19 protein-coding genes are annotated in these 22,653 nt (G+C 41.8%); 11 read left to right on the top strand and 8 right to left on the bottom strand.

Going from position 1 to position 22,653, the window contains the following annotated elements:
* The first annotated feature begins 145 nt into the window (after positions 1–145).
* The 3 genes from AC2D3N_RS17765 to AC2D3N_RS17755 all read left to right on the top strand — a co-directional run bounded on the left by AC2D3N_RS17765 (position 146) and on the right by AC2D3N_RS17755 (position 3,102).
* The gene (locus AC2D3N_RS17765) at positions 146–817 is read left to right on the top strand and encodes an Npun_F0813 family protein (RefSeq protein WP_079680995.1); all 672 of its coding nucleotides are present in this window, start codon (positions 146–148) and stop codon (positions 815–817) included.
* Positions 818–951: 134 nt separating this feature from the next.
* Positions 952–1,986, top strand: a complete 1,035-nt coding sequence (locus tag AC2D3N_RS17760) for a hypothetical protein (protein WP_079680996.1) — start codon at positions 952–954, stop codon at positions 1,984–1,986.
* A gap of 150 nt (positions 1,987–2,136) precedes the next feature.
* A complete protein-coding gene (locus tag AC2D3N_RS17755; RefSeq protein ID WP_079680997.1) occupies positions 2,137–3,102 on the top strand; it encodes a hypothetical protein in 966 nt (321 codons plus the stop codon).
* A gap of 25 nt (positions 3,103–3,127) precedes the next feature.
* On the opposite strand, the gene AC2D3N_RS17750 is transcribed toward AC2D3N_RS17755, so the two are convergent.
* Positions 3,128–3,994: a methyltransferase domain-containing protein gene (locus AC2D3N_RS17750; RefSeq protein WP_484691669.1), complete on the bottom strand. Its 867-nt coding sequence runs from the start codon at positions 3,992–3,994 to the stop codon at positions 3,128–3,130.
* A 114-nt stretch (positions 3,995–4,108) separates the two neighbouring features.
* On the opposite strand from AC2D3N_RS17750, the gene AC2D3N_RS17745 reads away from it, so the two are divergent.
* Positions 4,109–5,443 carry a TrkH family potassium uptake protein gene (locus AC2D3N_RS17745; protein WP_484691668.1) on the top strand — a complete coding sequence of 445 codons (1,335 nt, stop codon included), beginning with the start codon at positions 4,109–4,111 and terminating at the stop codon, positions 5,441–5,443.
* Positions 5,444–5,484: 41 nt separating this feature from the next.
* Positions 5,485–6,183: a potassium channel family protein gene (locus AC2D3N_RS17740; RefSeq protein WP_079681000.1), complete on the top strand. Its 699-nt coding sequence runs from the start codon at positions 5,485–5,487 to the stop codon at positions 6,181–6,183.
* Positions 6,184–6,196: 13 nt separating this feature from the next.
* On the opposite strand, the gene AC2D3N_RS17735 is transcribed toward AC2D3N_RS17740, so the two are convergent.
* From AC2D3N_RS17735 to AC2D3N_RS17725, 3 genes are all read right to left on the bottom strand, one after another.
* Positions 6,197–6,607 carry a hypothetical protein gene (locus AC2D3N_RS17735; RefSeq protein ID WP_484691667.1) on the bottom strand — a complete coding sequence of 137 codons (411 nt, stop codon included), beginning with the start codon at positions 6,605–6,607 and terminating at the stop codon, positions 6,197–6,199.
* Positions 6,608–6,915: 308 nt separating this feature from the next.
* Positions 6,916–8,577 (bottom strand): ABC1 kinase family protein, encoded by a 1,662-nt coding sequence (locus AC2D3N_RS17730; RefSeq protein WP_484691666.1) that lies wholly within the window; start codon positions 8,575–8,577, stop codon positions 6,916–6,918.
* Positions 8,578–8,710: 133 nt separating this feature from the next.
* On the bottom strand, positions 8,711–9,952 hold the full coding sequence (locus tag AC2D3N_RS17725; protein WP_484691665.1) for a DegT/DnrJ/EryC1/StrS family aminotransferase: 1,242 nt from the start codon (positions 9,950–9,952) through the stop codon (positions 8,711–8,713).
* A 249-nt stretch (positions 9,953–10,201) separates the two neighbouring features.
* Here AC2D3N_RS17725 and AC2D3N_RS17720 point away from each other — a divergent pair, with 249 nt between their 5' ends.
* Positions 10,202–10,552, top strand: coding sequence for an antibiotic biosynthesis monooxygenase (locus AC2D3N_RS17720; protein WP_079681004.1), 351 nt, complete (start codon positions 10,202–10,204; stop codon positions 10,550–10,552).
* Positions 10,553–10,628: 76 nt separating this feature from the next.
* Here the strand turns inward: AC2D3N_RS17720 and AC2D3N_RS17715 are convergent, their stop codons facing one another.
* Entirely contained in the window at positions 10,629–11,123 is a 495-nt protein-coding gene (locus tag AC2D3N_RS17715; protein ID WP_079681005.1) for a DUF427 domain-containing protein, read from the bottom strand.
* Positions 11,124–11,291: 168 nt separating this feature from the next.
* Here AC2D3N_RS17715 and AC2D3N_RS17710 point away from each other — a divergent pair, with 168 nt between their 5' ends.
* Both AC2D3N_RS17710 and AC2D3N_RS17705 read left to right on the top strand, forming a co-directional pair.
* A complete protein-coding gene (locus tag AC2D3N_RS17710; RefSeq protein ID WP_079681006.1) occupies positions 11,292–11,633 on the top strand; it encodes a hypothetical protein in 342 nt (113 codons plus the stop codon).
* Between the two features lie 2 nt (positions 11,634–11,635).
* On the top strand, positions 11,636–12,055 hold the full coding sequence (locus AC2D3N_RS17705) for a type II toxin-antitoxin system VapC family toxin (RefSeq protein WP_200816835.1): 420 nt from the start codon (positions 11,636–11,638) through the stop codon (positions 12,053–12,055).
* A 3-nt stretch (positions 12,056–12,058) separates the two neighbouring features.
* On the opposite strand, the gene AC2D3N_RS17700 is transcribed toward AC2D3N_RS17705, so the two are convergent.
* Both AC2D3N_RS17700 and AC2D3N_RS17695 read right to left on the bottom strand, forming a co-directional pair.
* Positions 12,059–13,738, bottom strand: coding sequence for an ABC1 kinase family protein (locus AC2D3N_RS17700; protein WP_484691664.1), 1,680 nt, complete (start codon positions 13,736–13,738; stop codon positions 12,059–12,061).
* A 65-nt stretch (positions 13,739–13,803) separates the two neighbouring features.
* Positions 13,804–15,450, bottom strand: coding sequence for a GspE/PulE family protein (locus AC2D3N_RS17695; protein WP_484691663.1), 1,647 nt, complete (start codon positions 15,448–15,450; stop codon positions 13,804–13,806).
* 206 nt (positions 15,451–15,656) lie between these two features.
* Here AC2D3N_RS17695 and AC2D3N_RS17690 point away from each other — a divergent pair, with 206 nt between their 5' ends.
* Both AC2D3N_RS17690 and AC2D3N_RS17685 read left to right on the top strand, forming a co-directional pair.
* Positions 15,657–17,345 (top strand): DUF3352 domain-containing protein, encoded by a 1,689-nt coding sequence (locus AC2D3N_RS17690; protein ID WP_484691662.1) that lies wholly within the window; start codon positions 15,657–15,659, stop codon positions 17,343–17,345.
* Between the two features lie 74 nt (positions 17,346–17,419).
* Complete coding sequence (locus tag AC2D3N_RS17685) at positions 17,420–17,665, top strand: ribbon-helix-helix domain-containing protein (protein WP_079681011.1); 246 nt, start codon at positions 17,420–17,422, stop codon at positions 17,663–17,665.
* Positions 17,666–17,865: 200 nt separating this feature from the next.
* Here AC2D3N_RS17685 and AC2D3N_RS17680 read toward each other — a convergent pair whose 3' ends face one another.
* On the bottom strand, positions 17,866–19,017 hold the full coding sequence (locus tag AC2D3N_RS17680) for a pyridoxal-phosphate-dependent aminotransferase family protein (RefSeq protein ID WP_484691661.1): 1,152 nt from the start codon (positions 19,015–19,017) through the stop codon (positions 17,866–17,868).
* Between the two features lie 670 nt (positions 19,018–19,687).
* Here AC2D3N_RS17680 and AC2D3N_RS17675 point away from each other — a divergent pair.
* The gene (locus AC2D3N_RS17675; RefSeq protein WP_484691660.1) at positions 19,688–22,435 is read left to right on the top strand and encodes a phycobilisome rod-core linker polypeptide; all 2,748 of its coding nucleotides are present in this window, start codon (positions 19,688–19,690) and stop codon (positions 22,433–22,435) included.
* Positions 22,436–22,653 lie beyond the last annotated feature (218 nt).

The raw sequence follows: 22,653 nt of genomic DNA, 5'->3' as shown, positions 1-22,653 counted from the left end.
TCAGGGTGAAATTGCCAGGGGTGCCTTGACTACGCCTTTAAGAATCCGGGTTTGGAGTCTTAAAAATCTCAGTGAATCAGCACACAGCGAATTTACCGAGAGTGTCAAAGCCGGGTGCCATGACAGGAGTAGGTGCAGAAGTGTCATGTTTATATTAAAACGAGCGGATGTTGAAATAACCATGGTTCAACACCCTAACCGAGAGCAGCAGATTCCTGTTTTGAATTATCAGGGACAGACATTTCGCCTGATGAAAATGTTTGAAGCCAAACAAGCAGATGATGCCAGGGCTTTATGGCGAGATCTCACTGATAATAAAGGAAAAGCTTGCGTTTTATTAGAAGAACCAGACCGATATAGTGTCTGGGGGAAAGTCCGTTTAGACCAGCTTTTGAAGGAAGGTCACGGCCCAACGGACAGCAAATTGTCGATTCTGACTCAAGCCTGCTTGCTGCTATTGCAAGCGGTTTACTTTGATATTGAAGACTTGCTAGGCTCTAAACAAGCGGTTTCCTTTCAAAAAGATTTGACCAAAATTTTTCAAAAGTTCAAATTTCCCCAAACCGATGATTCCAAGGCTATAGAAATGCTACTGACTGTCAATCCTCTGGAGAGCCTCAAAATTCCCTCTTGGCAAGAAAATCACCTCAGCACCTTGCTGCAAGAACTCTATGAACTGGGAAAAAACTATTTTGGCAATACCAGTTTTGCGGAGGGAATAGAAGAAGTGCTAGAGGATATGGCTGATGATGATCGCGAGCAGTTTGTCAGTTGGTTGCATCAGTCATCTTTGAGCAAGCAATGGGTCATGAATTAACCCAAATATAGACTAGCTGTTCTGACCTAAATATGGGACGCTAGACTAAAGACAATTGTTTAAATGCTGAAGTTAACAACGATCAGCCTCTAAACTTGGTCTTGATTCTTTAAATTGCTAGGTATTTTAATCCTATGGGTAGCACTTCACAAGAAAAGTCCTCTTTATCTGCCACCTTGTTTTCATCACAAGGTATGGTGATTGCCGGGATTGTGTGGGCTGTTCTTGCCTTGTTATTTTTCCTGCTGTTTAGTGTAACGGTACAAGGAGAGGAGTTACCGTTATGGTACTCCATCGGAACCTATTTTTTTGAATTGGGGGCATTTCTAGCCGCCTCCCTTGTCTGTTATAGAAACTGGCAAAGTCCCCAAATGGTAAGCGGTCGCAATGTTTGGCTCTGTATTGGGTTGGGGGTATTTTTCTACTTTGTCGGGGGTGTCCTGTTTGGGGTGTGGGAACTAGCCTGGAATTTAGATCCGGCGGTTTCCATTGCCGATGGTTTTTACGTTCTCAGCTATCTTTTTCTGGCCACGGGAATGATTCTGGCCGTCGTCTCTAAACGATTGGATTTAGATATTAGTCAGTGGTTAATATTATTCGGGGTAGCCCTGGTGGGAACCACATTTGGAATGTGGGTTGCCAGCCCTAACTTATTTGGATTACTCGGTGCTCCCGAACCTGTGGCTATTGAACAATCGGTTCCTACGACTGCTGCGACCGCCCCGGGGGTTTCCGCGCCTAAAGTTGAGAAATCTTCAGCCCAAACTTCCCCCGAAACCGACTCAGAGAAGGAGACTTCTTCTGCCCCCCTCTGGGTAGAGGCAATTGATAGCAAACTTGAACCCCTGGCTTTTGGGTTCAATTTGTTCTACATCATCGGGGATGTTTTCCTGTTGATTTTAGCAACGGCTTTGATTTTAGCCTTTTGGGGAGGACGGTTTTCCCAGTCCTGGCGGATGATTGCCTTTGCCATTTTCTCCCTGTACATTGCCGATATGTATTTTAAATGGGCTGACTCCCGAGGGTCAGGAAACTATGAAAGTGGCGGTTTGCTAGAAGTGTTCTTTGTATTTACGGGGGTTTTATTTGCCGTTGGAGCGATTTTGGAGTATGACATCTCAACCCGTTCCCGTCAAAGCCGACGGAGCCGACGCACCGCTAAAGGTTAATTGATGGAATGGTTGAGGTTCCGATCTTAACCCATGGATTCATGGAACTCTCGTTCAATCCTTCTCCCCTATCAATCACTGAAGCCAGGCAGGAAATCCCTTGGTTTTGTGTGAACCTTAATCCTTCGATATCAAGTGACCCCCAACTCAATGACATCCACGAAACTTTCTGAATCGGAAAAACGGGAAATTATTAGGCTCTATCAAGACGTGCCGGAGGAAACCACTATTACCCTAGCAGAACGCTATGGAGTCAGTAGCTCAACGGTGAGACGAGTCCTGCAAAGTGCTGTTCCTAAAGATGTCTATGATCTTCTGACGACCCAGAAACAGCGTCTTCATCGTCTGGGGAAACGTTCCTTGGAAGATGTTGTGGATGGGGATGAATCTCAAGGGGAAGTTCACCAGGAAACACCCGAACCTGTAAACCGGGAATCTGCGCTAATTTTGCCTCGAAAGCGTAAGCGCTCATCTACTTTTGATGGGGAGGTTTTGAATTCTACTGCTTCTGATTCCCTAGAGCCAGATTCTCTACAAATTTCTCTCTCTAATTATCAGTTGTCAATTCCTGGCTTGGAGGGGCTGTTCTCCCCAAATCGGCTGGAAGTCAAGGGTCATGCTTTTGGGGACTATGACGCCGATGAAGATAATGATGAGGATGGAGAAGACTCTAATTCAGATCGGAGGGATGGGGAAGATGAGGAAGACGAGGAGGACTATGGAGACGAGTTTACCGATGATCAGGATGATGACGATACAGAGCCTCGGGGTCTATTTTCCCATGCTCTGGCCAGCAGAGGTTCTGTATTAGTCAAAATTCTGCCCTTAACGGAAACTGTGCTCCCGAGAACTTGTTATTTAGTGATTGACCGATTCTCGGAATTGATTGCTAAACCCCTGAAAACCTTTAGCGAGTTGGGAACGATTCCAGAGGAAGAAATCCTAGAACAAACCCTTCCTGTTTTTGATAATCACCGGATCGCTAGTCGTTTTTCTGGACGCAATCAACGGGTATTTAAAGTTCCCGATGGCCGACTCCTGAGAAAAGCGGCTCCCTATTTACAAGCTAAAGGAATTACCCGGCTCTTAATTGATGGCCAGGTTTATCGGTTTTAATCGGGGTTGATTCACACCGCCCTATTTATTTTCTGGCTGTTAATAAACCAAAACGAATCAGTCCCGTGTCATAGCCTCGACTCATCAGGGGTAAGGCTAGGGCGGCTTGAATGGTTGTGGGGCCACTCAAGAGCAAACCCAGGATGGCATTGGGGTTAAAAGCGGAATCGATCACCGTATTCCAAAAGGGGGCCACGGCCTTTGACCAGTCGGCCGTTTGAATAGGGTTAAACCCTTGATCCGTGGCGATCGCTTCATATTCGGGCAAAGCAATCACATAGGGTAAAGCATAAACCCGATAAATTTCTGCTAAGTGTCGCCGTTCCTCCTCGGTGAGTTGTCCGGCTTTTCCCCCCAAGGGACGATGACACCAAGTAGCCATTAATAAGGTGCCGCCGGGTTTCAAGACTCGATAGGCTTCGGTGCAAAACTGAATTTTATTGGGGAAGTGTTCAGCACTTTCTAAAGACCAGACCAAATCAAAGCTATTGCTCTCGAACGGCATTTCTAAGGCATCGGCAACCAAAAACCGCGTTTTTTGCTGTAAATGAGCTTCTAGGGCGCGTTCTGTGGCTCTTTTAGCTTGGACGGAACTCAGGGTAATTCCGGTGACATCCGCTTGAAATTTGTCGGCTAAATATAACGAACTTCCGCCAATTCCACAGCCGACATCAAGCATTCGAGACCCTTGTAACTCCTCTTGGTTTGTTGGAGTTAGTCCCCAATTTAGGAATTCTTCAATTAAGTCAATTTGAGCTTGACGGCGTTCTTTTTTCAGGGTTCCATCCCAGCCATAATATCCATGATGCAAATGTTCTCCCCAAATCTCCTCCCACAAACCGGAGGAAGAATCATAGAAGTGCTGAATTTGTTGATAGAGTGTTGAGTTCATCTGAATCAAAAGAAGAATTTTTGAGTCATGCCATTAGGCAAGCCTCTCTACAGTATGATTCTATTTATTCCGAATTGTCTTGTCACTTAACTTAAAGACTAACCCTAATCTCCCATGACCGTATCTCGAACAATTGGTTTAGGTTTCCTGGCGGTAATTGCCGTTGGGACAATATTGCTGATGCTGCCCTTCTCCTTGAGTGACGGAACTTGGGGTAATCCTCTAACCGCTTTATTTACCGCCACTTCTGCGGTTTGTGTGACCGGGTTATCCGTGGTGGATGTGGGCAAATTTTACTCGTTTTGGGGTCAGTTTATTTTAATGGTGCTGGTTCAGGTGGGAGGGTTAGGATATATGACTGTCACCACTTTTTTATTATTGGTATTAGGTCGAAAGTTTCGGCTCAAGGATAAATTAGCTTTACAACAATCCTTAGATGCTTCGGGAATCGCCGGGGCTATTCCTTTATTAAAATCTATTGTGGCAACCACCGCTATCTTTGAATTAACCGGGTTTTTTCTATTATTATTCGTATTTGTTCCTGATTTGGGATGGAATCAGGGATTATGGTTTGCCCTATTTCATAGTTTCAATGCCTTTAATAATGCGGGTTTTGGTCTGTTGTCTGATAATTTTATGAGCTATGTTCATTCTCCTTTATTAAACTTTGTAATTACGTTTCTGATTATTTGGGGAGGGATGGGCTATCAAGTTATTCAAGAACTTTATTTATGGATTCGGAATCGTTTTTCTCGATATCCCCTGCGTCGAGACTTTTCCATTCACTTCCGAGTTGTGACTTCTACAACAATCTTTCTATTAGTCTTAGGAACGGTTTTATTATTCTTCACTGAACATCGAAATCCAGGAACCTTAGAACCCCTTAATTTTCCTGATCAAGTGATGGCGGCTTGGTTTCAATCGGTCACAACTCGAACCGCCGGATTTAATACGATTAATAATGGAGCATTAACCGTTGGCGGGTTATTTGTATCGATCATTTTGATGTTTCTGGGTGCGAGTCCAGGGGGAACTGGAGGCGGGATTAAAACCACAACGATTCGGATTTTATTTAATGCTGCCCGGTCGGCTTTACAAGGACGAGAAGAAGTGATTTGTTATAAACGCCAAATTCCACTGCCTTTAATTTTAAAAGCCATTGGAGTTTTATTGGGTTCATTTATATTCATTTGTCTTTCGACAATTCTGATCTCTTTAAGTCAACCAGAAATTGATTTTGATCCCATTTTGTTTGAAGTTGTTTCTGCCTTTGCTACGGTGGGGTTATCAACGGGAATTACAGCTAGTTTAACCCCCTTGAGTAAACTAATTATTATTAGTACAATGTATGTGGGACGGGTTGGGGTACTGTTGTTAATGTCGGCTATTTTAGGTGATCCTAAACCCACGTCGATTGACTATCCTGAAGAAAACCTTTTAGTAGGATAAACCACTCAAATTTTACTCTGCTTGCAACAACCATAGATAATATGAACTTCTCATCTTGGAATTTTTTACGCAATCTCAGAACTGAAAAAAGACAATTTGCTGTGATTGGATTAGGTCGGTTTGGAAGTGCTGTTTGTTCAACCCTTCATGCTAGTGGTTATGAAGTTCTAGCCGTTGATAAAGAAGAAAAACGCATTACTTCCGCATTAGGTGAGCAAATTGCTTCCCATGCGTTGCTGTTAGATTCAACGGAAACCTCTGCACTTCGAGAAGCCGGAATTTTAGAATTTGATACGGTAATTGTGGCTGTGGGTAGTTTTCTCGCAGAAAGTATTACCACCACTTTAAACTTGAAAGAAGGGGGTGTTCCCAGTGTCATTGCTAAGGCATCTTCGGCAACCCATGCTAAATTATTAAATAAAGTTGGGGCAGATCTAGTAGTATTTCCAGAACAAGAAATGGGACAACAATTAGCCCGACAATTGACTCGCCCGCGTTTACTGGATCAGTTTGAACTGGATGCGGAACATAGTATTGTAGAAATGATTGTTCCTGATGAATTTGATAGTAAAACCATTGCTGAATTAGAACTCCGTCGTCGCTATGGATTAAATCTTTTAGCGATTAAAAATGAAGGGGATAAAATGGAAATTAATCCCCTTTCTAATCGAAAACTCTACAAAGGAACTATGATTGTTGTTGTCGGTTCTAATCAGGATATTAACCGTTTAGCGGGTTAGAATTGATCCTCGATTAATTGTCCGGTGGATTCTGTTGAGGGATGATTTTGCCTAAACTTAAATCGTCTAAATCTATCCCTCTTAAACCTTTTTGTTCTAGTTGGTTAAATAATCGAGTTAATTGATACCAAACTAATCCGGCCATTAACACCGTTAAGGGAATAGAAAACCCATAGGCGAATGTTTCTGAAAAGGCAAAAACTTCTAAACAGGAAGCCAGAAAAATACAAATTCCTAACCCAACTCCCAGAAAGGGAAACAGAATAGGAAAGCCCCGCAGGTTAGCAAGATTACGACTCGAACGATTTTTTGACCATTCTTTTAACAGTTGTTTAAGATTCACAACAAAAGCCGTACAACAGGTTATTCCAATGAATAAACCCCCAAGGAGCAAAACTAAAGGCGGATTAGCAGAATTAAACATAAATCAGTCATCAGTTAACAGTCATCAGTTATCAGTGTAAGAGTCATCGGTAATCAGTTATAGCAGTCGCCACATCTATTAGGACATTCTTAAAAGCTAAAAGCTGCTCACAGTAAGTATTTACCTATTGCCCATTGCCTATTCCCTATTGCCTCTTGCTATATCAGTGATCAGTCATCAGTTAACAGTTAATATTTGTGGGCTAAAAACAGTTAACTGGTACGGGCGGGTTCATCGAGATGCGCGGTGATTAACAAATATCTAAAAGAACCCGCCCCTACAACTAATAACTGTTAACTAATAACTGATTACTGATAACTGATCACTGATAACTGACTAATCGCTCCCCAAGCTGCATCAAATAAACGACTGGGTTTTAAATCCGGTTGAATTAAAGTCCATAACCGTTGAACTTCTGTGGTATGCAGACGATCATCTTCGGTTAAAGCCGAAATAATTTGACGGCGGAGGAAATCTCCTTCATCAGACATTAAATATTTTAATCCTAATTGAGCCGTAGGTAACAGATCAAAATTCCGATCTGATCGGGCGATCGCAATCATATTTTCTAATCTTTGCCATTGTAATTTCCCATCTTTAAATAGGACTTCAATTAAACGACGTCGCAGGGCTGGGGTTTCACCATTTAATAATCGACGGGCGACGTAGGGATAGGCCACATCCACAATTTTGAAATCGGGATTCAAACTCAAAGCAATGCCTTCTTGAGTCACCAAAGAACGAATAATTAAGGCAAATTGGGCGGGAACTCGGAAAGGATATTCATACATTAATTCCGAAAAACTATCGGTAATGGTTTTAAAATTAAAGTCCTTAACGCTCGTACCTATAACATCCCCCAATACCATTTCCAAGGCGGGAATAATCGGTTGAATATTGGTTTCAGGAGACAAAAACCCTAATTTAACGAAATCAAGTGCCAGTTGATCATAGTCCTTATTAATCAAATGCACCACGGAATCCACCAAGGTTTCCTTGGTATTTTGTTGTAACTGATCCATCATCCCAAAATCAATAAATGCCATGCGACCATCGGGCAGGACAAATAAATTTCCCGGGTGCGGATCGGCATGAAAAAAACCAAATTCTAATAATTGTTTTAAACCACTGGTCACGCCAATTTCAATCAAGGTATCCCGATCTAATCCCGCCGCTTTAATCCGTTCGGTATCGGTTAACTTAAACCCATTAATCCACTCTAAAGTTAAAACACAAGTGGTGGTGTAACGCCAATAAATTGAGGGAACTTTTACCCAAGGATCATCGGCAAAATAGGTGGCAAAGCGTTCCGCATTCCGACCTTCATTAATATAGTCAATTTCCTCGAATAACTTAATCCCAAATTCATCCACAATCAGGGTTAAATCATGTCCTAAATTCAAGGGTAGCCAAGGAGAAAGCCATCCCGCCGCCCAACGCATTAAATATAAATCTAAGGTTAAAACCGGTAATAAATTCGGCCGTTGTACCTTGACCGCGACTTCTTCCCCAGTTCTGAGTCGGGCATGATAAACTTGACCCAAACTAGCAGCGGCTATCGGTTCTGGAGAAATTTCCCTATAAATACTGTCTAAATCCTGATCTAATTCCGCTTGAATAATTGCCATCGCCTGATCATGATTAAAGGGTGGCAATTGATCCTGAAGTTTGGTTAATTCCTCTAAGAAATCTTTTCTAATTAAATCGGGACGGGTAGAAAGGGCTTGGCCTACTTTAATATAGGTCGGGCCTAAATCCGTAAGAACGTGGCGCAGGTGGGCGGCCCGTTGGGGGGTATGTTCCACGTCCCCATGTTGCCATTTATCCCACAATAACCCCAAAATAAACCCGGTGAAATACCAAATCACCATAATTGTCCGTCCGATGGCTAACCAGGGGCGACGACGATGGTAGCGGGCAATTTCCTCTGGGTCATAGCGTCGTCTGGATTTGACTTGCTGTGGGTTCACGTTTGTTGTATTCCTCCTAGTGGTCAGATTTTTAGAATTGGGATCGAAAACAGGAATTGTGAATTTTTTTATCGTTTTGTTACTCAATAGTATACAAACAATCGCACCACAAAGACGCGACCACCGCAGGTTTCTACAATTGCGGGATTTGAGTCAATCCTTCTTTGATGGCGGTAATCACCTGATCTTGCTGTTCTGGGGACAGTTCGGGAAATAGGGGCAAAGATAAGACCTCCTGACAAACCCTTTCCACAATGGGGAGTTGATGGGCTTGATAGCCTAAATTTTGATAAACCGGTTGCTGATGGAGGGGAATGGGATAATAAATCATAGAACCAATTCCCTGTTCTTGGAGGTAGTTTCGCAGGTAATCCCGTCGTTTGAGGGAGGGTAATGGGTAATATTCTCCTGCTCCCCCTGCTCCCCCTGCTCCCCCTGCTCCCCCTGCTCCCCCTGCTCCTCTTGCTCCCCCTGCTCCTCTTGCCTCCCGGTGCTCTGTTTGTACCCGGATAGTGTATTGATTCCACACACTCTCGCCAAAGGTAATGTCTTGGGGTGTAATAATTTCAGATAGGGGATAGAGTAACTGGTGATACCGTTTGGCGAGGGTGTGCCGTTGTTGATTCCAGGTATCGAGATAACGCAGTTTGATCCGTAAAATCGCCGCTTGTAGGGCATCTAAACGACTATTAATCCCAATGGTATCCGAACGATAGCGGGTGGATTGACCATGTTCTTTGATGATTCTCATGGCTTTGGCCAGGGCTGGATCTTGGGTGGTTACGGCTCCTCCATCGCCACAGGCGCCTAAGTTTTTCGTAGGGAAGAAACTAAAACAGCCGATATCCCCAATACTGCCGACTTTTTGCCCCTGGCAAGTGGCCCCGGTGGCTTGGGCGCAGTCTTCGATCACCGCTAAATTATAGGATTTTGCCACGGCCATTAATCGGGTCATGTCCATCGGTTGACCGAATAAATGGACGGGGATAATAGCTTTGGTTTTTTCGGTAACAGCGTTGGGGATTTGTTCAATATCGAGATTAAAGGTTGTAGCATCAATATCGACAAATACAGGTGTGGCTCCCACCGCACTGATCATTTCTGCCGTGGCAATAAAGGTAAAAGGGGTGGTAATCACTTCATCCCCTGGCCCAATATTCAGGGCGCGCAGGGCCAAAAATAGGGCATCGGTTCCCGAGTTGCAAGCAATGGTTTCCCGAACCCCAATATATTCTCCAAAGTCTTGTTCAAAGGCTTCGACCGTTGAACCTCCAATATAACGACCGGAAGCTAAGACCGCTTGCACACAAGCGCTGACTTCATCCTGAATGGTTTTGTACTGTAGGCTAAGATCGAGCGGGGGGACTGTATTCACGTTTGACACCACCAAGTAAAATTGAAATTGGGTTCGCTACTAGAGGAACGTTTTTTTGATTTTCTTAGATTTTACAGACTAGGGTACTTTTCTTTGGACAAATTGCGATCGCAATTGCTGTTATTTTTGCAAAGGGTCAAAGGGTCACGGTTATTCCCTATGGTTTTTGGCGATTAAACTGGTAGAATTATTTAGAGTTGAGTCTTAACTCTGTTGCAAAAACTTGCAGTTTATTACATTTATTAACTTATGTCTGAATTTCAGGATTTTTTAAGACGAAAAGTTGCCTACGTTGCCATCGGCGAATTCAAACCGGGTAAATTTAAAGAAGCTCAAACATTATTTGAACAAGCGGTAGCTACCTATAAAGAAGGTTTTCAAGGAGCTTATTTACTTCAAGAACCGGGAACCGATAAGGGAATTGCTCTAATTTTCTGGGAGGATATTGGTGATATGGATACTTCCAATAACCACACCGAAGCCTATGAAGCTATTATGAATGAAATGTCATCCCTATTTGTCAAAGCCCCGACCACATCTTTTTATGAAGTCAATAGTGCCATTCATTTAGAACAATTGGCTGAATCATTGTTGAAATAAAACCCTAATCAGTTTCGACAAATTAAAATTTCTACACCCGCACCAACCCGCTCAGGCGGGTTTTGTAGGTTAAATATTACCACCCCATGGTTCCCTGTTCTCCCTTAAATGGGCCCACAATATTTTGAGTAATCCAACCGCCATAAAAATCCCCTGTTTGGGCTTGAACTAATTCTTCTCCCACATAGCAAGCGTCCATGAAACTAGCATAAAAACTATAATAATTTTGAATATCAATAAATTCAGGAACTGGACTTAAATAACTCCAAGCCGCATTAACAGCTTGTTTGTCACCAACCGTAATATTATAATAACTACAAGCTCCTTTCCATTCACACCAACTTCTGCGAGAAGTTTGTTGTAAATATTCTAATTGAATATCTTCGGGCGGAATATAATATACGGGAGGATGGCTGGTTTCTAAGACTCGTTTTGCTCGTTGGGTTTCTGCTAGAATAATCCCATTAAATATTACTTTAATCGGTTGGTTGACATCTTCCAAACGAGGGGGACGGGGATAATCCCAAACGGATTCTTGACCGGGTTCGGGGGGAATGGGGATAGGTCGCATTCTGATAATGTTTTATGGGTTTTACTGAGTTGTATTTTTACATATTTTAGTGAAAATTTCAAACTGGTTTTTATAGAATACCTAGATTAAAGAGCGATCGCCCATTCTTGACACAATTCAACCCACTTGCTATAATTACTCAAGGAAGTATTGAGGTTAAAGTCAACAATGATTGCTAATCCTAAACCTTTAATCAATCTGGTTAATAAAGTTAAATATGAAGTGGGTATAAAAAAACTGCCAAAGGGTAATTATCATGCCTTTGTTTTAGACTATCCGAGTGTACGAGTAATTGCGAATAGTCAAGATGAAGCGATTAAAGAATTATCTCAGCGGCTCCAAAATTTTTTAAAGTATACGGAAATTATTAATTTAGAAATTGAACTTCCTAAACGTGAAGATCCTTGGATGAAATTTGCAGGAATGTTTAAAGATGATCCTCTGTTTGATCAAGTTTTAGAAGCTATTCAAGATTATCGCAATGAAATTGATGCAGAGGAGGAGGAATAACGATGAATTTATGGGTATTAGATACAGATCACATCTCTTTGTTCCAGAGAGGGAATTCCCAAGTGATAGAGAGACTTAGTAACATTAACTCTGAGCATCGTGCGGTTACTATTATTACCGTAGAAGAATCACTGAGAGGATGGTTAAAAACAATTAAGGATGCCAAAACAGTTGATAAGTTAGTAAAAGCCTATGCAGACTTGAAAGAAACAAGAGAGTTTTTCAACACTATTTATGTCCTTGATTTTGATCAAGACGCTGGCAATTATTATACAGAATTAAAACGTCAAAAAATTAGGATAGGAACACAAGATTTAAAAATTGCTTCTATTGTCCTATCTCAACAAGCAATTTTAGTCACTCGTAACCGCCAACATTTTGAAAAAATACCCAATTTATTGATACAAGATTGGACGATTTAATCATTAACTTTCTGCAATTCGATCTAAGCGTTCTCGAATAGCCAAATTAAAGAGCGATCGCACCGACATCCATAAGCCAAATAGGGATAAAACCAAGACAAAAACCGCCCATCCTTGATAATTTCCAATTAATAAAATCGCTCCAGCAACTAAAGTAAATCCTGTCCAACAGATATAAATTAAAGTTTTAATCGCTAAATTAATTCGTCTTAAAGCGCGATCGCTTTCCACAGACCTGACCCGAATTTGTAACTCTCCTTCCTCCAAACGTTCTTCTAAACGACGAATTAACACCTCTGATTTGCTCGGTTGTTGTAATCTAAACTTAATAAAATCTCGCGCCTGTTTTGCTAATTCTCCGACTAAATTACCCCGTCCTTGAGAAATAGTTAAACTCTTAACAAAAGGTTCGGCGCAAGCAACTAAACTATATTTAGGATCTAAATTTCTCGCCAAACCATCCAAAGTGGTTAAAGACTTTAAAATAAACATCATTTGAGCGGGTAACCGGAAAGGTTGTTGCTCAAACATGATATAAATTTCTTCTTTAATTTGATTGAACATCTGAAAATCAACAGGTTTTTCCGTAAATTCTTCCAATAAAAACTTAACCATTTTTCTAACAGGTTTCATATCAGATACAGGCTCAATTAATCCAATATCAACTAAAGTCGTTAACACCACATCGGTATCTTTTTTTAACACGGCAAAAAAGGCTTTAATCATCTGATCCTTGGCTAAGGCTTTTACTTCTGCCATCATGCCAAAATCATAAAAAATCAAATTTCCATCAACACTAACGGCAATATTTCCCGGGTGAGGGTCAGCTTGGAAAAAACCATCCTGAAGAATTTGTTTTAAATAACAACAAATCCCTAACTGATTGATTCGTTTAACATCAATTCCATAGGCAATTAATTGCTCTCGATTATCAGCTTTAATTCCTGGTAAATATTGCATTGTTAAGATTTTATGGGTAGTATACTTCCAATAAACTTTAGGAACCAAAATACCCGGATAATTTTTAAAATTTTCTCTAAATCTTTCGGCATTTTTACCTTCTTTTATATAATCAATTTCTTGATATAAAATCATAAAAAACTCATTATATAGCTCATCTAAGTTATAAAGTTTTGACCAGCTAAAATGCCGCTGACAAAACTGAATGATTCGCCGTACCGCTTGTACATCTAAATCAAATAGTTCTTTTAAACCCGGGCGCTGAACTTTAACAATGACATCCTCGCCCGTGTGCAGTCTGGCTTTATGAACTTGTCCTAAACTAGCGGCAGCTAGGGGTTGTTCATCAAAATCTCGATATAATGTAAATAAAGAATGACCTAATTCCGCCTCAATAATAGCGACGGCTTCATCGGTACTAAAAGCAGGAACTTGATCCTGTAGTTTTTCCAATTCTTCAACATATTCCAGGGGTAAAATATCGGCTCTTGTTGATAGAGCTTGTCCTATTTTAATAAAAGTTGGCCCTAGCTCTAAGAGGGTTTTAACTAACCAAATGGCTCGTTTTTGTTTCTGTTGATTGGTCTGATTTGCTAAGGTTTTATCCCACCACAAAAAGAACATAAACGACCCGCAGGCAGTAAATACATCTAATTGTCTCGTCAATGGAGAATATCGAGTTTTTTGCCAACGCAGGGGTTTAGAATCAATGGGTGTAAGCATGGGAAATCTGAGATAAGAATAAATAGAATTTTAATGGTTAGAAATAGGCTTGTATGATCCTAATTTCAAGTTTTAATGGAGAACTTTCGAGCTAAGGCACTGCGAGGTAAAACACGCTGAACTTCTTCAACGGTGGTGGCTCCAGTTGTTACTTTTTCAATAGCGGCAATTCGGAAGGATAAAAAGCCTGTTTCATGTAAATAACGATGTAATTCTGTCAGAGTTCCTTCATAGATAATTTCACGAATTCGATCATCAACAGCCAATAATTCTACAATTGCTTCTCGCCCCGAATAGCCAGAATAAAAACAGTTAGAACAGCCTCGACCTTTGCGCCAACCGTCAGTTTTTACTTCTTTTAATTCTAACCCTAACAGGTCTAAATCCGTCGCCGTTGGGCTATAGGATTCCGCGCAGTGGGGGCAAACACGACGGGTTAAACGTTGTCCCACAATTCCTAATAAGGCATCACTAATTAACCCCGGATCGGGGCCAATATCTTTTAAGCGGGGAATCGCACCAATGGCATCATTTGTATGCAAGGTTGTTAATACTAAATGACCAGTTAATGCAGCACGAATAGCGGTATCTGCCGTATCTTGATCTCGAATTTCTCCCACCATAATAATATCAGGATCTTGTCGTAAAATAGCGCGTAATCCGGCAGCAAAAGTCATCCCGGCTCGTTCATGAACTTGGGTTTGAGTAATACCTGATAAGATATATTCAACCGGATCTTCAACGGTGACAACATTAACATTTTCGGTGGCAACGGCTAATAAACTATTATAAAGGGTACTGGTTTTTCCTGACCCGGTGGGCCCGGTAAAAATAATCATTCCCTGGGGTTGACAGAGCCAACTTTTATAAATATTTAATGTGGTTTCCGAGAAGCCTAAATCCTGTAATCCAGAGAACGGATTTTCTTGCGGTAACAATCGAATTACAGCCTTTTCACCGCCGACACAGGGCAGGGTACTAACCCGCATATCAAGGGCAACTTCTAAGTCTTGTCCTGATACATAATTCTCCCCAATTCTGCCATCTTGGGGGCGACGACTTTCGGCAATATCCATATTTGACATAACTTTAATTGCCACAATAACTTTACGTCCAATATCCGAAGGTAAGAGGGTAATATTGCGAAGTAAACCATCAATTCGATAACGAACTCTTAAACCCTCCTGGGAAGGTTCTAAATGAATATCACTGGCACGATTTCTTAAAGCTCCTGAAATTAAAGTTTTAATTCGAGTCAGTTGATCTGCGGCTTTTGATAAATATAATTCGGTGGTTTCACTAACGTTTTCCGATTCTAATTCTCCCGTTAATGGGTTAATTAAGGGGCTGGAAGTAATTCGATGGGGATCGAGATGTTGGGCATGATACCAAGCCCGATAACTCTTATCATCAATGGGGATAATTTTAATATCAGAAAAAGTGCGATCGCCCATTAGGGTGAGTGCGTCCATGGAGACTTCTACCGGACATCCCAAATAATAGCAATTTTGCCATAATAATAAGGGAATGACCGGGGGCAAAATATTTTTATCTGGAAATTCGCGAAAAAATCTAAAACTAACATCCCGATCCAATAATTTTAGATTCAAAATTTTTTGATCATCGACTAAATTTTTTAATGCTTGTTCACAGGTAATACTCTGATTTCTCAGTTGTTGCCAAGCGGATAAAACAGGTGTTCTTGCAGTCATAATAGGTTAACAATAGGATCAATATAATCCGATAGAAAATCGAGTCAATAAATACATCAGTTATCTAGTATAATTATACAGGTAAAGTATAGATTTTGAACTTAACTCTCCTTCAATCTGTCTTCTTTGTATCGTAAGTACACAATTGACACATAATAGAGAAGGAACTCCCATCTGACAATGTTATTCGCTCAACGGTTAAGCTTATGAAAAGACGCTCATTTCCTAAGATTTTGGTGATTGGTCTGGTCGTTTTGGGACTCCTGGGAATTGGGGGGGTTTATAAATTATCGGGTCAAAACCCGGCTGCTTTAATCACAGGTAGCACAAAAACAGCACCAGAGGCGGCAATGTTTGTTCCTCGGACGGCTCCAGCGATGGTTTCATTATTAGTAAATCCCGATCGGTTAGAATCAGTGGGAAAGATTTTAACCTTTTCTCAAAAAAGTAATAATAATCGGATTCAACTGAACTCTATTAAAGAAAGTCTTTTAGCAAATACGGGGTTAAATTATGGGCGGGATATTCAACCATGGTTAGGGAATGAAATAACTTGGGCATTAATTACCCCCGATCTAGATCGGTTAGCTAATAATGGTCAACAACCTGGATATTTTGTCGCTTTATCAACCCAAAACTCAAAAAAAAGTCAAGAGATTTTAGATGAATTTTGGCAAAAACAAGTGGGTGCTGGTTTAGATATTATTCAAGATCAATATCGAGGGGTTAAACTCATTTATCGTCGTCCCTTTCAAGGAACAATTGATGATGCACCGACTTTAGTTATGGCTACAATTAATGATCGCTTTGTGTTATTTGCCAACTATCCTAAAGTGATGAAAGAAGCCTTAAATACGATACAAGCAAATCTCAATTTAAGTCAATCTGAATCCTATCAAAAAGCCTTACAAGAATTAAAACCTGGGGGAGTGGGATTTGGATTTTTTAATTTAGGAGATTGGCAATTAGTAACTGACCAAACAGACGAATTTGTCGGTCAAAAACCTACTTTAGCCATATCTTTAGGAATTAATTCTCAAGGATTATTAGCGGAAACGGCGTTAATTGCTACCGTAGAGGAAGATACAACCCAACCATCTCCAGCTTTTTCTCAACCCGTAGAAGCATTAAACTATATTAGTTCTAATAGTCCGTTATTAATTGCCGGAAAAGACTTAAATCAACTCTGGACAGATTTCTCTGCTATTGTTGCAGCCAATAAACCTTTAGAACAATTTATTACCCAACCCATAGCCGGAATTAAAGCTCTATGGGGTTTAGATTTACCTCAAGATATTTTTAGTTGGGTGACAGGAGAATATGCCTTAGCGGTAGTTCCCCATAGTAAGGAAAAATGGGATTGGGTGTTTGTAGCAGAACGTCCAGAAAATGCTAATCTAGCCATTGAAAATTTAGATAAAATAGCGACAGAACAAGGCTATAGTTTGGGATCATTTAATCTTAATAATAATACCCTTTCAGCCTGGACAAAGTTAACCCCTATGGTTTTGGAGAAAAAAGATAAGGCCAAAACCCAAACTAGATTAATTGAAGCCACTGCAAAAGGAGTACATTCAACCATAGGGAAATATGAAATTTTTACAACTTCTGTAGAAGCAATGGATGAGGTTTTAGGCTTGTCAACAACGGAAAATCTGATTACTCAAGATCCCGATTTCAAGGCTAGTATTGAAGTTTTACCCCAAATTAATGATGGTTATTTCTATCTCAATTGGCTAACCAGTCGCAATTTCCTGAATCAACAATTCCCCTTGTTTAAGTTAGTAGAACTTTCAGCTAAACCGTTTTTTGATAATTTGCGATCGTTTACCATTAGTAGTAGTGATCGCGTGGGGAATGTTCAACACGCAACGGTATTTTTAAGACTGCGTTAGTTGCTCCCAGAAACCCGGTTTCTAAGAAACCGGGTTTCTGTCTAAACTGTAAATTTAAAATCAGAGGTTAAACGATGAACTTACTAAATCTTTCTCTCCCTGAGTCAATTCAAACTTTTGTTGAACAACAAGTTGCTAAAGGAGGTTATGGTAATGCTAACGAGTATATCCTAGATTTACTGCGTCAAGAACAAGTAAAAATAGAACGAGTTGAATCTTTATTATTAGAAGGGTTAGAAAGTGGTGAACCGATAGAGTTAACAGATGAATGGTGGGATCAAAAACGTTCTCAATTAATACAACATTTTCAACCAGAGTAATGTTCGTTTAGAGGAGTTAAGGAGATGGTCAGTTAAAGGATTTGAAAAGTATTTAATCTTTTATTTATCCTTTGAAGATCGGATTTTAATTGTTCGCATTCTTCACTCGACTAGAGATATTGAAAGAATTTTAAAAGAAGAATAACGGTTGACTATTCTTGATCAAAACAAGCGAGCGAGGACGCTCGCACTACTACAATTTAACGATTTAAAACCCGTTTTAACGCGGATAATAATAACAGAACATTTTCAGGACGGCTATTATATCCCATCAGTCCCACTCGCCAAACTTGACCCGCTAATTCTCCTAAACCATTGCCAATTTCAATATTATATTCCGTTAAAAGTTGACGAGAAATAGCTTTTCCATCCACTCCTTCAGGAATACGAACAGTTGTTAATGTGGGTAAACGATAATCTTCATGAACATGACAAACTAATCCCAAATCATGTAACCCCTCCCATAATAATTTAGCATTAGTTAGATGACGATTCCAACTCGCTTCTAATCCTTCTTGTGCTAAAATTCTGAGGGCTTCTCGCAAGGCATAATTCATATTAACCGGGGCGGTATGATGATAAACTCGATCCTGACCCCAATATTGAGAAAGCAGAGAAACATCTAAATACCAATTCGCCACTTTTGTTGGACGTTTTTTTAAGATTTCAACAGCCCGAGGACTCATGGTAAACGGCCCCAAACCGGGGGGACAACCTAAGCCTTTCTGACTACAACTATAGGATAAATCCACACCCCAAGTATCCAAAAATAGTGGCACACCCCCTAAACTGGTGACGGTATCTACTAATAGCAAACAATCAAATTCTCGACACAATTCTCCCAACCCTTCCAACGGTTGACAGGCGCCTGTCGAGGTTTCTGCATGAACTAGGGCCAACACCTTGGGACGATGGGTTTCTAACCCTTGCCGCAGTTCTTCTAAACTAAAAACTCGCCCCCAAGGTTTAACTAATTTTCGCACATCAGCCCCATAACGGCCCGCCATATCCACCAAACGATGGCCAAAATACCCCATCACCGCCACTAAAACCACATCCCCAGGTTCAACAATATTCGCCAAAGTTGCTTCCATAGCAGCACTTCCGGTGCCACTCATGGGGATAGTCATGGGGTTATCCGTTTGCCAAGCGTAGCGCAGCAGGGTTTGTACCTCGTCCATCAGTTGCAGAAAATAGGGGTCAAGGTGTCCGACGGGGGACATGGCCAGTGCCTGCAATACCCGGGGGTTGGCATTGGATGGCCCCGGCCCTAACAATAGACGGGGCGGGAGATTCAATTCCGGGGGAATAATGCGGTTTTTATTATTAACGGAGGCAGAAACTGTATTCATAAAATTATTTTTGACTCAATACTATTATTATGCTGTAGGATGACCTTAATTGATGTTAAGAAGATTGACACTTTTCAGTTCAACTTAGAAAAAATCTGGCTTGTTTTGAACATTTTTGATTAATTGAAGGGGAGGCGATCGCTAATTTCAAGAAACTTTTAACCCCAGAATAAATAGAATTAATCTGGAAAACAGCACCTCCTAGAATCCCTTTTGATTCAAGTTCATAAAAATTGATTGATCGTAAAGTCATAGGAAAGCGGGCTAGGGGAATTTTTAAGAGAAAGTCTGAATCCGATCCGGTTTGGTGGTATGATGACGTCCTAAGTACCTTGAACACTGCCCTATCAGAAATTTGCCTTCGAGCGATGTTAAATCAACAACAGCTAACCATCGACGGCTCCAACTTAACAAAACTTATTCTTTTTTCTCAGATAACTTCGCTCAAGTCTATACAATATATTGTCGGTACGATTTTTTATAAATGTCTGGTTAATTAGCCAAAATCATTTTAATCTGAAAGATTAAATTGGCAACAACTCAAGCGAGGATAGGGTTGGAAGCGCTCCCGGCTAAGGGCGAGGCTGACTCATCCGTTGAATGTTTGAGAACAGTACCATATTCCAGGTTCCATACTGTCAAGATTCAGATAGGGAGCGACAAAGATCGAATGAGTGTAAAAGCAAGTGGTGGAAGCTCAGTTGCGCGTCCGCAACTCTATCAGACCGTACCCGTTGCAACCATTTCCCAAGCGGAGCAACAGGATCGCTTTTTGGGCAAAAGCGAACTCAGTGAACTGGCAACCTATTTCAGTTCTGGGGCGAAACGTTTAGAAATTGCTCAAATTCTGACACAAAATGCGGAATTGATCGTTTCCCGTGCTGCCAACCGGATTTTCACAGGGGGCTCCCCTCTGGCGTTTTTAGAAAAACCGAGTGAAGATCCAACACCCGAAATGGTGGCGGTTGGTGGCGGTAGCAGTAATGTCACCGAAGGCATGAAACTGGGAACGGTTTCCTATGCGGAGAGCCGCAGTAACAGCCTGTTGGATGGTTTAAAATCCATTTTTGCAGATACAGGATCGGGGCCAGCCGTATTTTTACCCCCGGGTTTTGGGCCGATTAACGTTTCTCGTTATGGCCCGGGGAATATGACTAAATCCCTGCGGGATTTAAGCTGGTTCTTACGTTACACGACCTACGCCATTGTCGCAGGTGACCCAAATCTAATCGCCGTTAACGTGCGGGGATTGCGGGAAATCATTGAAAATGCTTGTTCTAGCTCGGCGACTTTGGTGGCCCTGCAAGAAATGCGTCGGGCTGCTTTGGGCTATTTAAAAGCAGACAAAGAAGCTCAAGAAATTGCCCTGCAATACTTTGGTGTGTTAATCACCGAATTTGAAGCCGCCACTCCTGGGACAAAGGTTCGCCAACGTCCTAACAGTAGTGACCAACAAGGGTTAGCACTGCCTCAAATTTACTTCAACGCCGCCGAACGTCGTCAGAAGTTCGTAATGAAACCCGGATTGTCTTCCACGGAAAAAGAAGACGTGGTGAAAGCGGCCTATCGCCAAGTGTTTGAACGGGATATTACCCGCGCCTATAGCTTGAGCGTTTCCGACTTAGAATCCAAGGTGAAAAACGGCGAAATCTCTACCAAAGAGTTTATCCGCCGCTTAGGAAAATCTCCGTTGTATCGGAAAAATTTCTATGAACCCTATGTCAATAGTCGGGTGGTGGAACTGGCAACCCGTCACTTCTTGGGTCGGGGTTTAAGTTCTCCTGAAGAATTCACCAAATATTTCTCGGTTGTGTCCAAAGGCGGCTTATCTGCCCTAGTGGATGCGCTGGTGGATTCTCAAGAATATTCCGATTATTTCGGGGAGGAAACCGTTCCCTATTTGCGCGGTTTGGGTCAAGAAGCCCAAGAATGCCGCAACTGGGGGCCACAAATTGACCTGTTTAACTACAGTGCTCCTTTCCGTAAAGTTCCCCAGTTTGTGACTTTGTTCGCAGACTATAAACAACCCCTGCGGGATCAGCACGTTTACGGAACCGGAAATGATCCCCTGGAAATTCAGTTCGGGGCCATTTTCCCGAAAGAAACTCGCAATCCCAGTAACCGTCCGGCTCCCTTTGGTAAAGATACCAGAAGGATTCTAATTCGCAATGGGGCTGGAATTGATAACCAGTTAAGCAACCCGGCGGCCAGAGGGAACAATCCGGGGTCTTTGGGGCCGAAGGTGTTCAAACTGGATCAACTGCCCGGGGGCTATATTAGCAGTCGGTTCAAGCGCAGTGGAAGTAGCAAAGGAACCAGTGTTAATTACTCGGAAACCTCTACCCAAGCAGTGATTACTGCGGCCTATCGGCAGGTGTTTGGCCGGGAACTGTATGAAGGTCAACGCCAAACCGTGGCGGAAATTAAGCTGGAAAACGGCGATATTACCGTGCGGGAGTTTATTCGCGCTCTGGCGAAGTCCGATGTTTTCCGTAAGATGTATTGGACATCGCTGTATGTGTGTAAAGCGATCGAATATATCCATCGCCGTCTGTTAGGTCGTCCGACCTACGGCCGTCAGGAAATGAATGCCTACTTCGATCTGAGTTCCAAGAAGGGCTTCTATGCTTTGGTAGATGCCATTCTCGATAGCCAGGAATATAACGAAGCCTTTGGGGAAGATACGGTTCCTTATGAACGGTATTTGACTCCGGGGGGTGTGTTCCTGCGCACGGGTCGGGTCGGTGCTTTTGCGGAGAAAAACCCGGTGGGAACCGCAGAAGTTACGCCTCGGTTTATCGAACTGGGTACTCCTGACCAAAGTAAGGGTGAGATTGAGTTAGATAACCGTATTGCTCAAGGTGTCAGCAAACGACGTCAACAAAGCAAGGTGTTCAAACTGACGACGACTAGCGATAAAGTGGCGCTGAAAACTCTGATTCAAGCGGCTTATCGTCAAATCTTTGAGCGCAATATTGATCCCTATGTGAATAGAAATGAGTTTACGGCTCTCGAAAGTAAACTGGGGAACAATGAAATTAACCTGAAAGAGTTTATTGAGGCGTTGGGAAGCACTTCTCTGTATATCAAGGAGTTCTATACCCCCTATCCCAATACTAAGGTGATTGAGTTGGGAACCAAGCATTTCTTGGGTCGCGCACCTCGTAACCAGGCGGAAATTCGGGAGTATAACCAAATCCTGGCGACCGATGGGTTGAAAGGATTTATTAACGCGATGGTGAACAGTGTGGAATACGCTCAACTGTTCGGGGAAGATACGGTTCCCTATCGTCGTTATCCGACTTTACCTGCGGCTAATTTCCCGAATACGGAACGGTTGTATAACCAGTTAACTAAGCAAAACGATGAGTTAGTGGTTCCCAGTTTTGAACCTGCGACTGCGACTGACCGCAGCTAAAATCAGTGATCAGTGATCAGTAAACAGTTATCAGTGCAAGAGTTAATAGTCAAGAGTTAGTTAACTGATAACTAATAACTGGTAGGGGCGGGTTCTTTTAGAGCTTTGTTGATCACCGCGCATCTCGATGAACCCGCCCCTACAACCGATCACTGATTATATCCCTCTGTGTTGCTATGGAGGGATTTTTGTTGCCAAATTATATAGCAATCCTATTT

Source organism: Planktothrix sp. PLAVEN19ND (assembly GCF_057220675.1).
Note: the sequence above shows the minus strand (reverse complement) of the source record. Positions and strands in the feature narration are given on the sequence as shown.

Coding starts and splice junctions, on each gene's coding strand:
- AC2D3N_RS17765 (WP_079680995.1), top strand. CDS start 146: ATGTTTATATTAAAACGAGCGGATGTTGAAATAACCATGGTTCAACAC.
- AC2D3N_RS17760 (WP_079680996.1), top strand. CDS start 952: ATGGGTAGCACTTCACAAGAAAAGTCCTCTTTATCTGCCACCTTGTTT.
- AC2D3N_RS17755 (WP_079680997.1), top strand. CDS start 2,137: ATGACATCCACGAAACTTTCTGAATCGGAAAAACGGGAAATTATTAGG.
- AC2D3N_RS17750 (WP_484691669.1), bottom strand. CDS start 3,994: ATGAACTCAACACTCTATCAACAAATTCAGCACTTCTATGATTCTTCC.
- AC2D3N_RS17745 (WP_484691668.1), top strand. CDS start 4,109: ATGACCGTATCTCGAACAATTGGTTTAGGTTTCCTGGCGGTAATTGCC.
- AC2D3N_RS17740 (WP_079681000.1), top strand. CDS start 5,485: ATGAACTTCTCATCTTGGAATTTTTTACGCAATCTCAGAACTGAAAAA.
- AC2D3N_RS17735 (WP_484691667.1), bottom strand. CDS start 6,607: ATGTTTAATTCTGCTAATCCGCCTTTAGTTTTGCTCCTTGGGGGTTTA.
- AC2D3N_RS17720 (WP_079681004.1), top strand. CDS start 10,202: ATGTCTGAATTTCAGGATTTTTTAAGACGAAAAGTTGCCTACGTTGCC.
- AC2D3N_RS17715 (WP_079681005.1), bottom strand. CDS start 11,123: ATGCGACCTATCCCCATTCCCCCCGAACCCGGTCAAGAATCCGTTTGG.
- AC2D3N_RS17710 (WP_079681006.1), top strand. CDS start 11,292: ATGATTGCTAATCCTAAACCTTTAATCAATCTGGTTAATAAAGTTAAA.
- AC2D3N_RS17705 (WP_200816835.1), top strand. CDS start 11,636: ATGAATTTATGGGTATTAGATACAGATCACATCTCTTTGTTCCAGAGA.
- AC2D3N_RS17700 (WP_484691664.1), bottom strand. CDS start 13,738: ATGCTTACACCCATTGATTCTAAACCCCTGCGTTGGCAAAAAACTCGA.
- AC2D3N_RS17695 (WP_484691663.1), bottom strand. CDS start 15,450: ATGACTGCAAGAACACCTGTTTTATCCGCTTGGCAACAACTGAGAAAT.
- AC2D3N_RS17690 (WP_484691662.1), top strand. CDS start 15,657: ATGAAAAGACGCTCATTTCCTAAGATTTTGGTGATTGGTCTGGTCGTT.
- AC2D3N_RS17685 (WP_079681011.1), top strand. CDS start 17,420: ATGAACTTACTAAATCTTTCTCTCCCTGAGTCAATTCAAACTTTTGTT.
- AC2D3N_RS17680 (WP_484691661.1), bottom strand. CDS start 19,017: ATGAATACAGTTTCTGCCTCCGTTAATAATAAAAACCGCATTATTCCC.
- AC2D3N_RS17675 (WP_484691660.1), top strand. CDS start 19,688: ATGAGTGTAAAAGCAAGTGGTGGAAGCTCAGTTGCGCGTCCGCAACTC.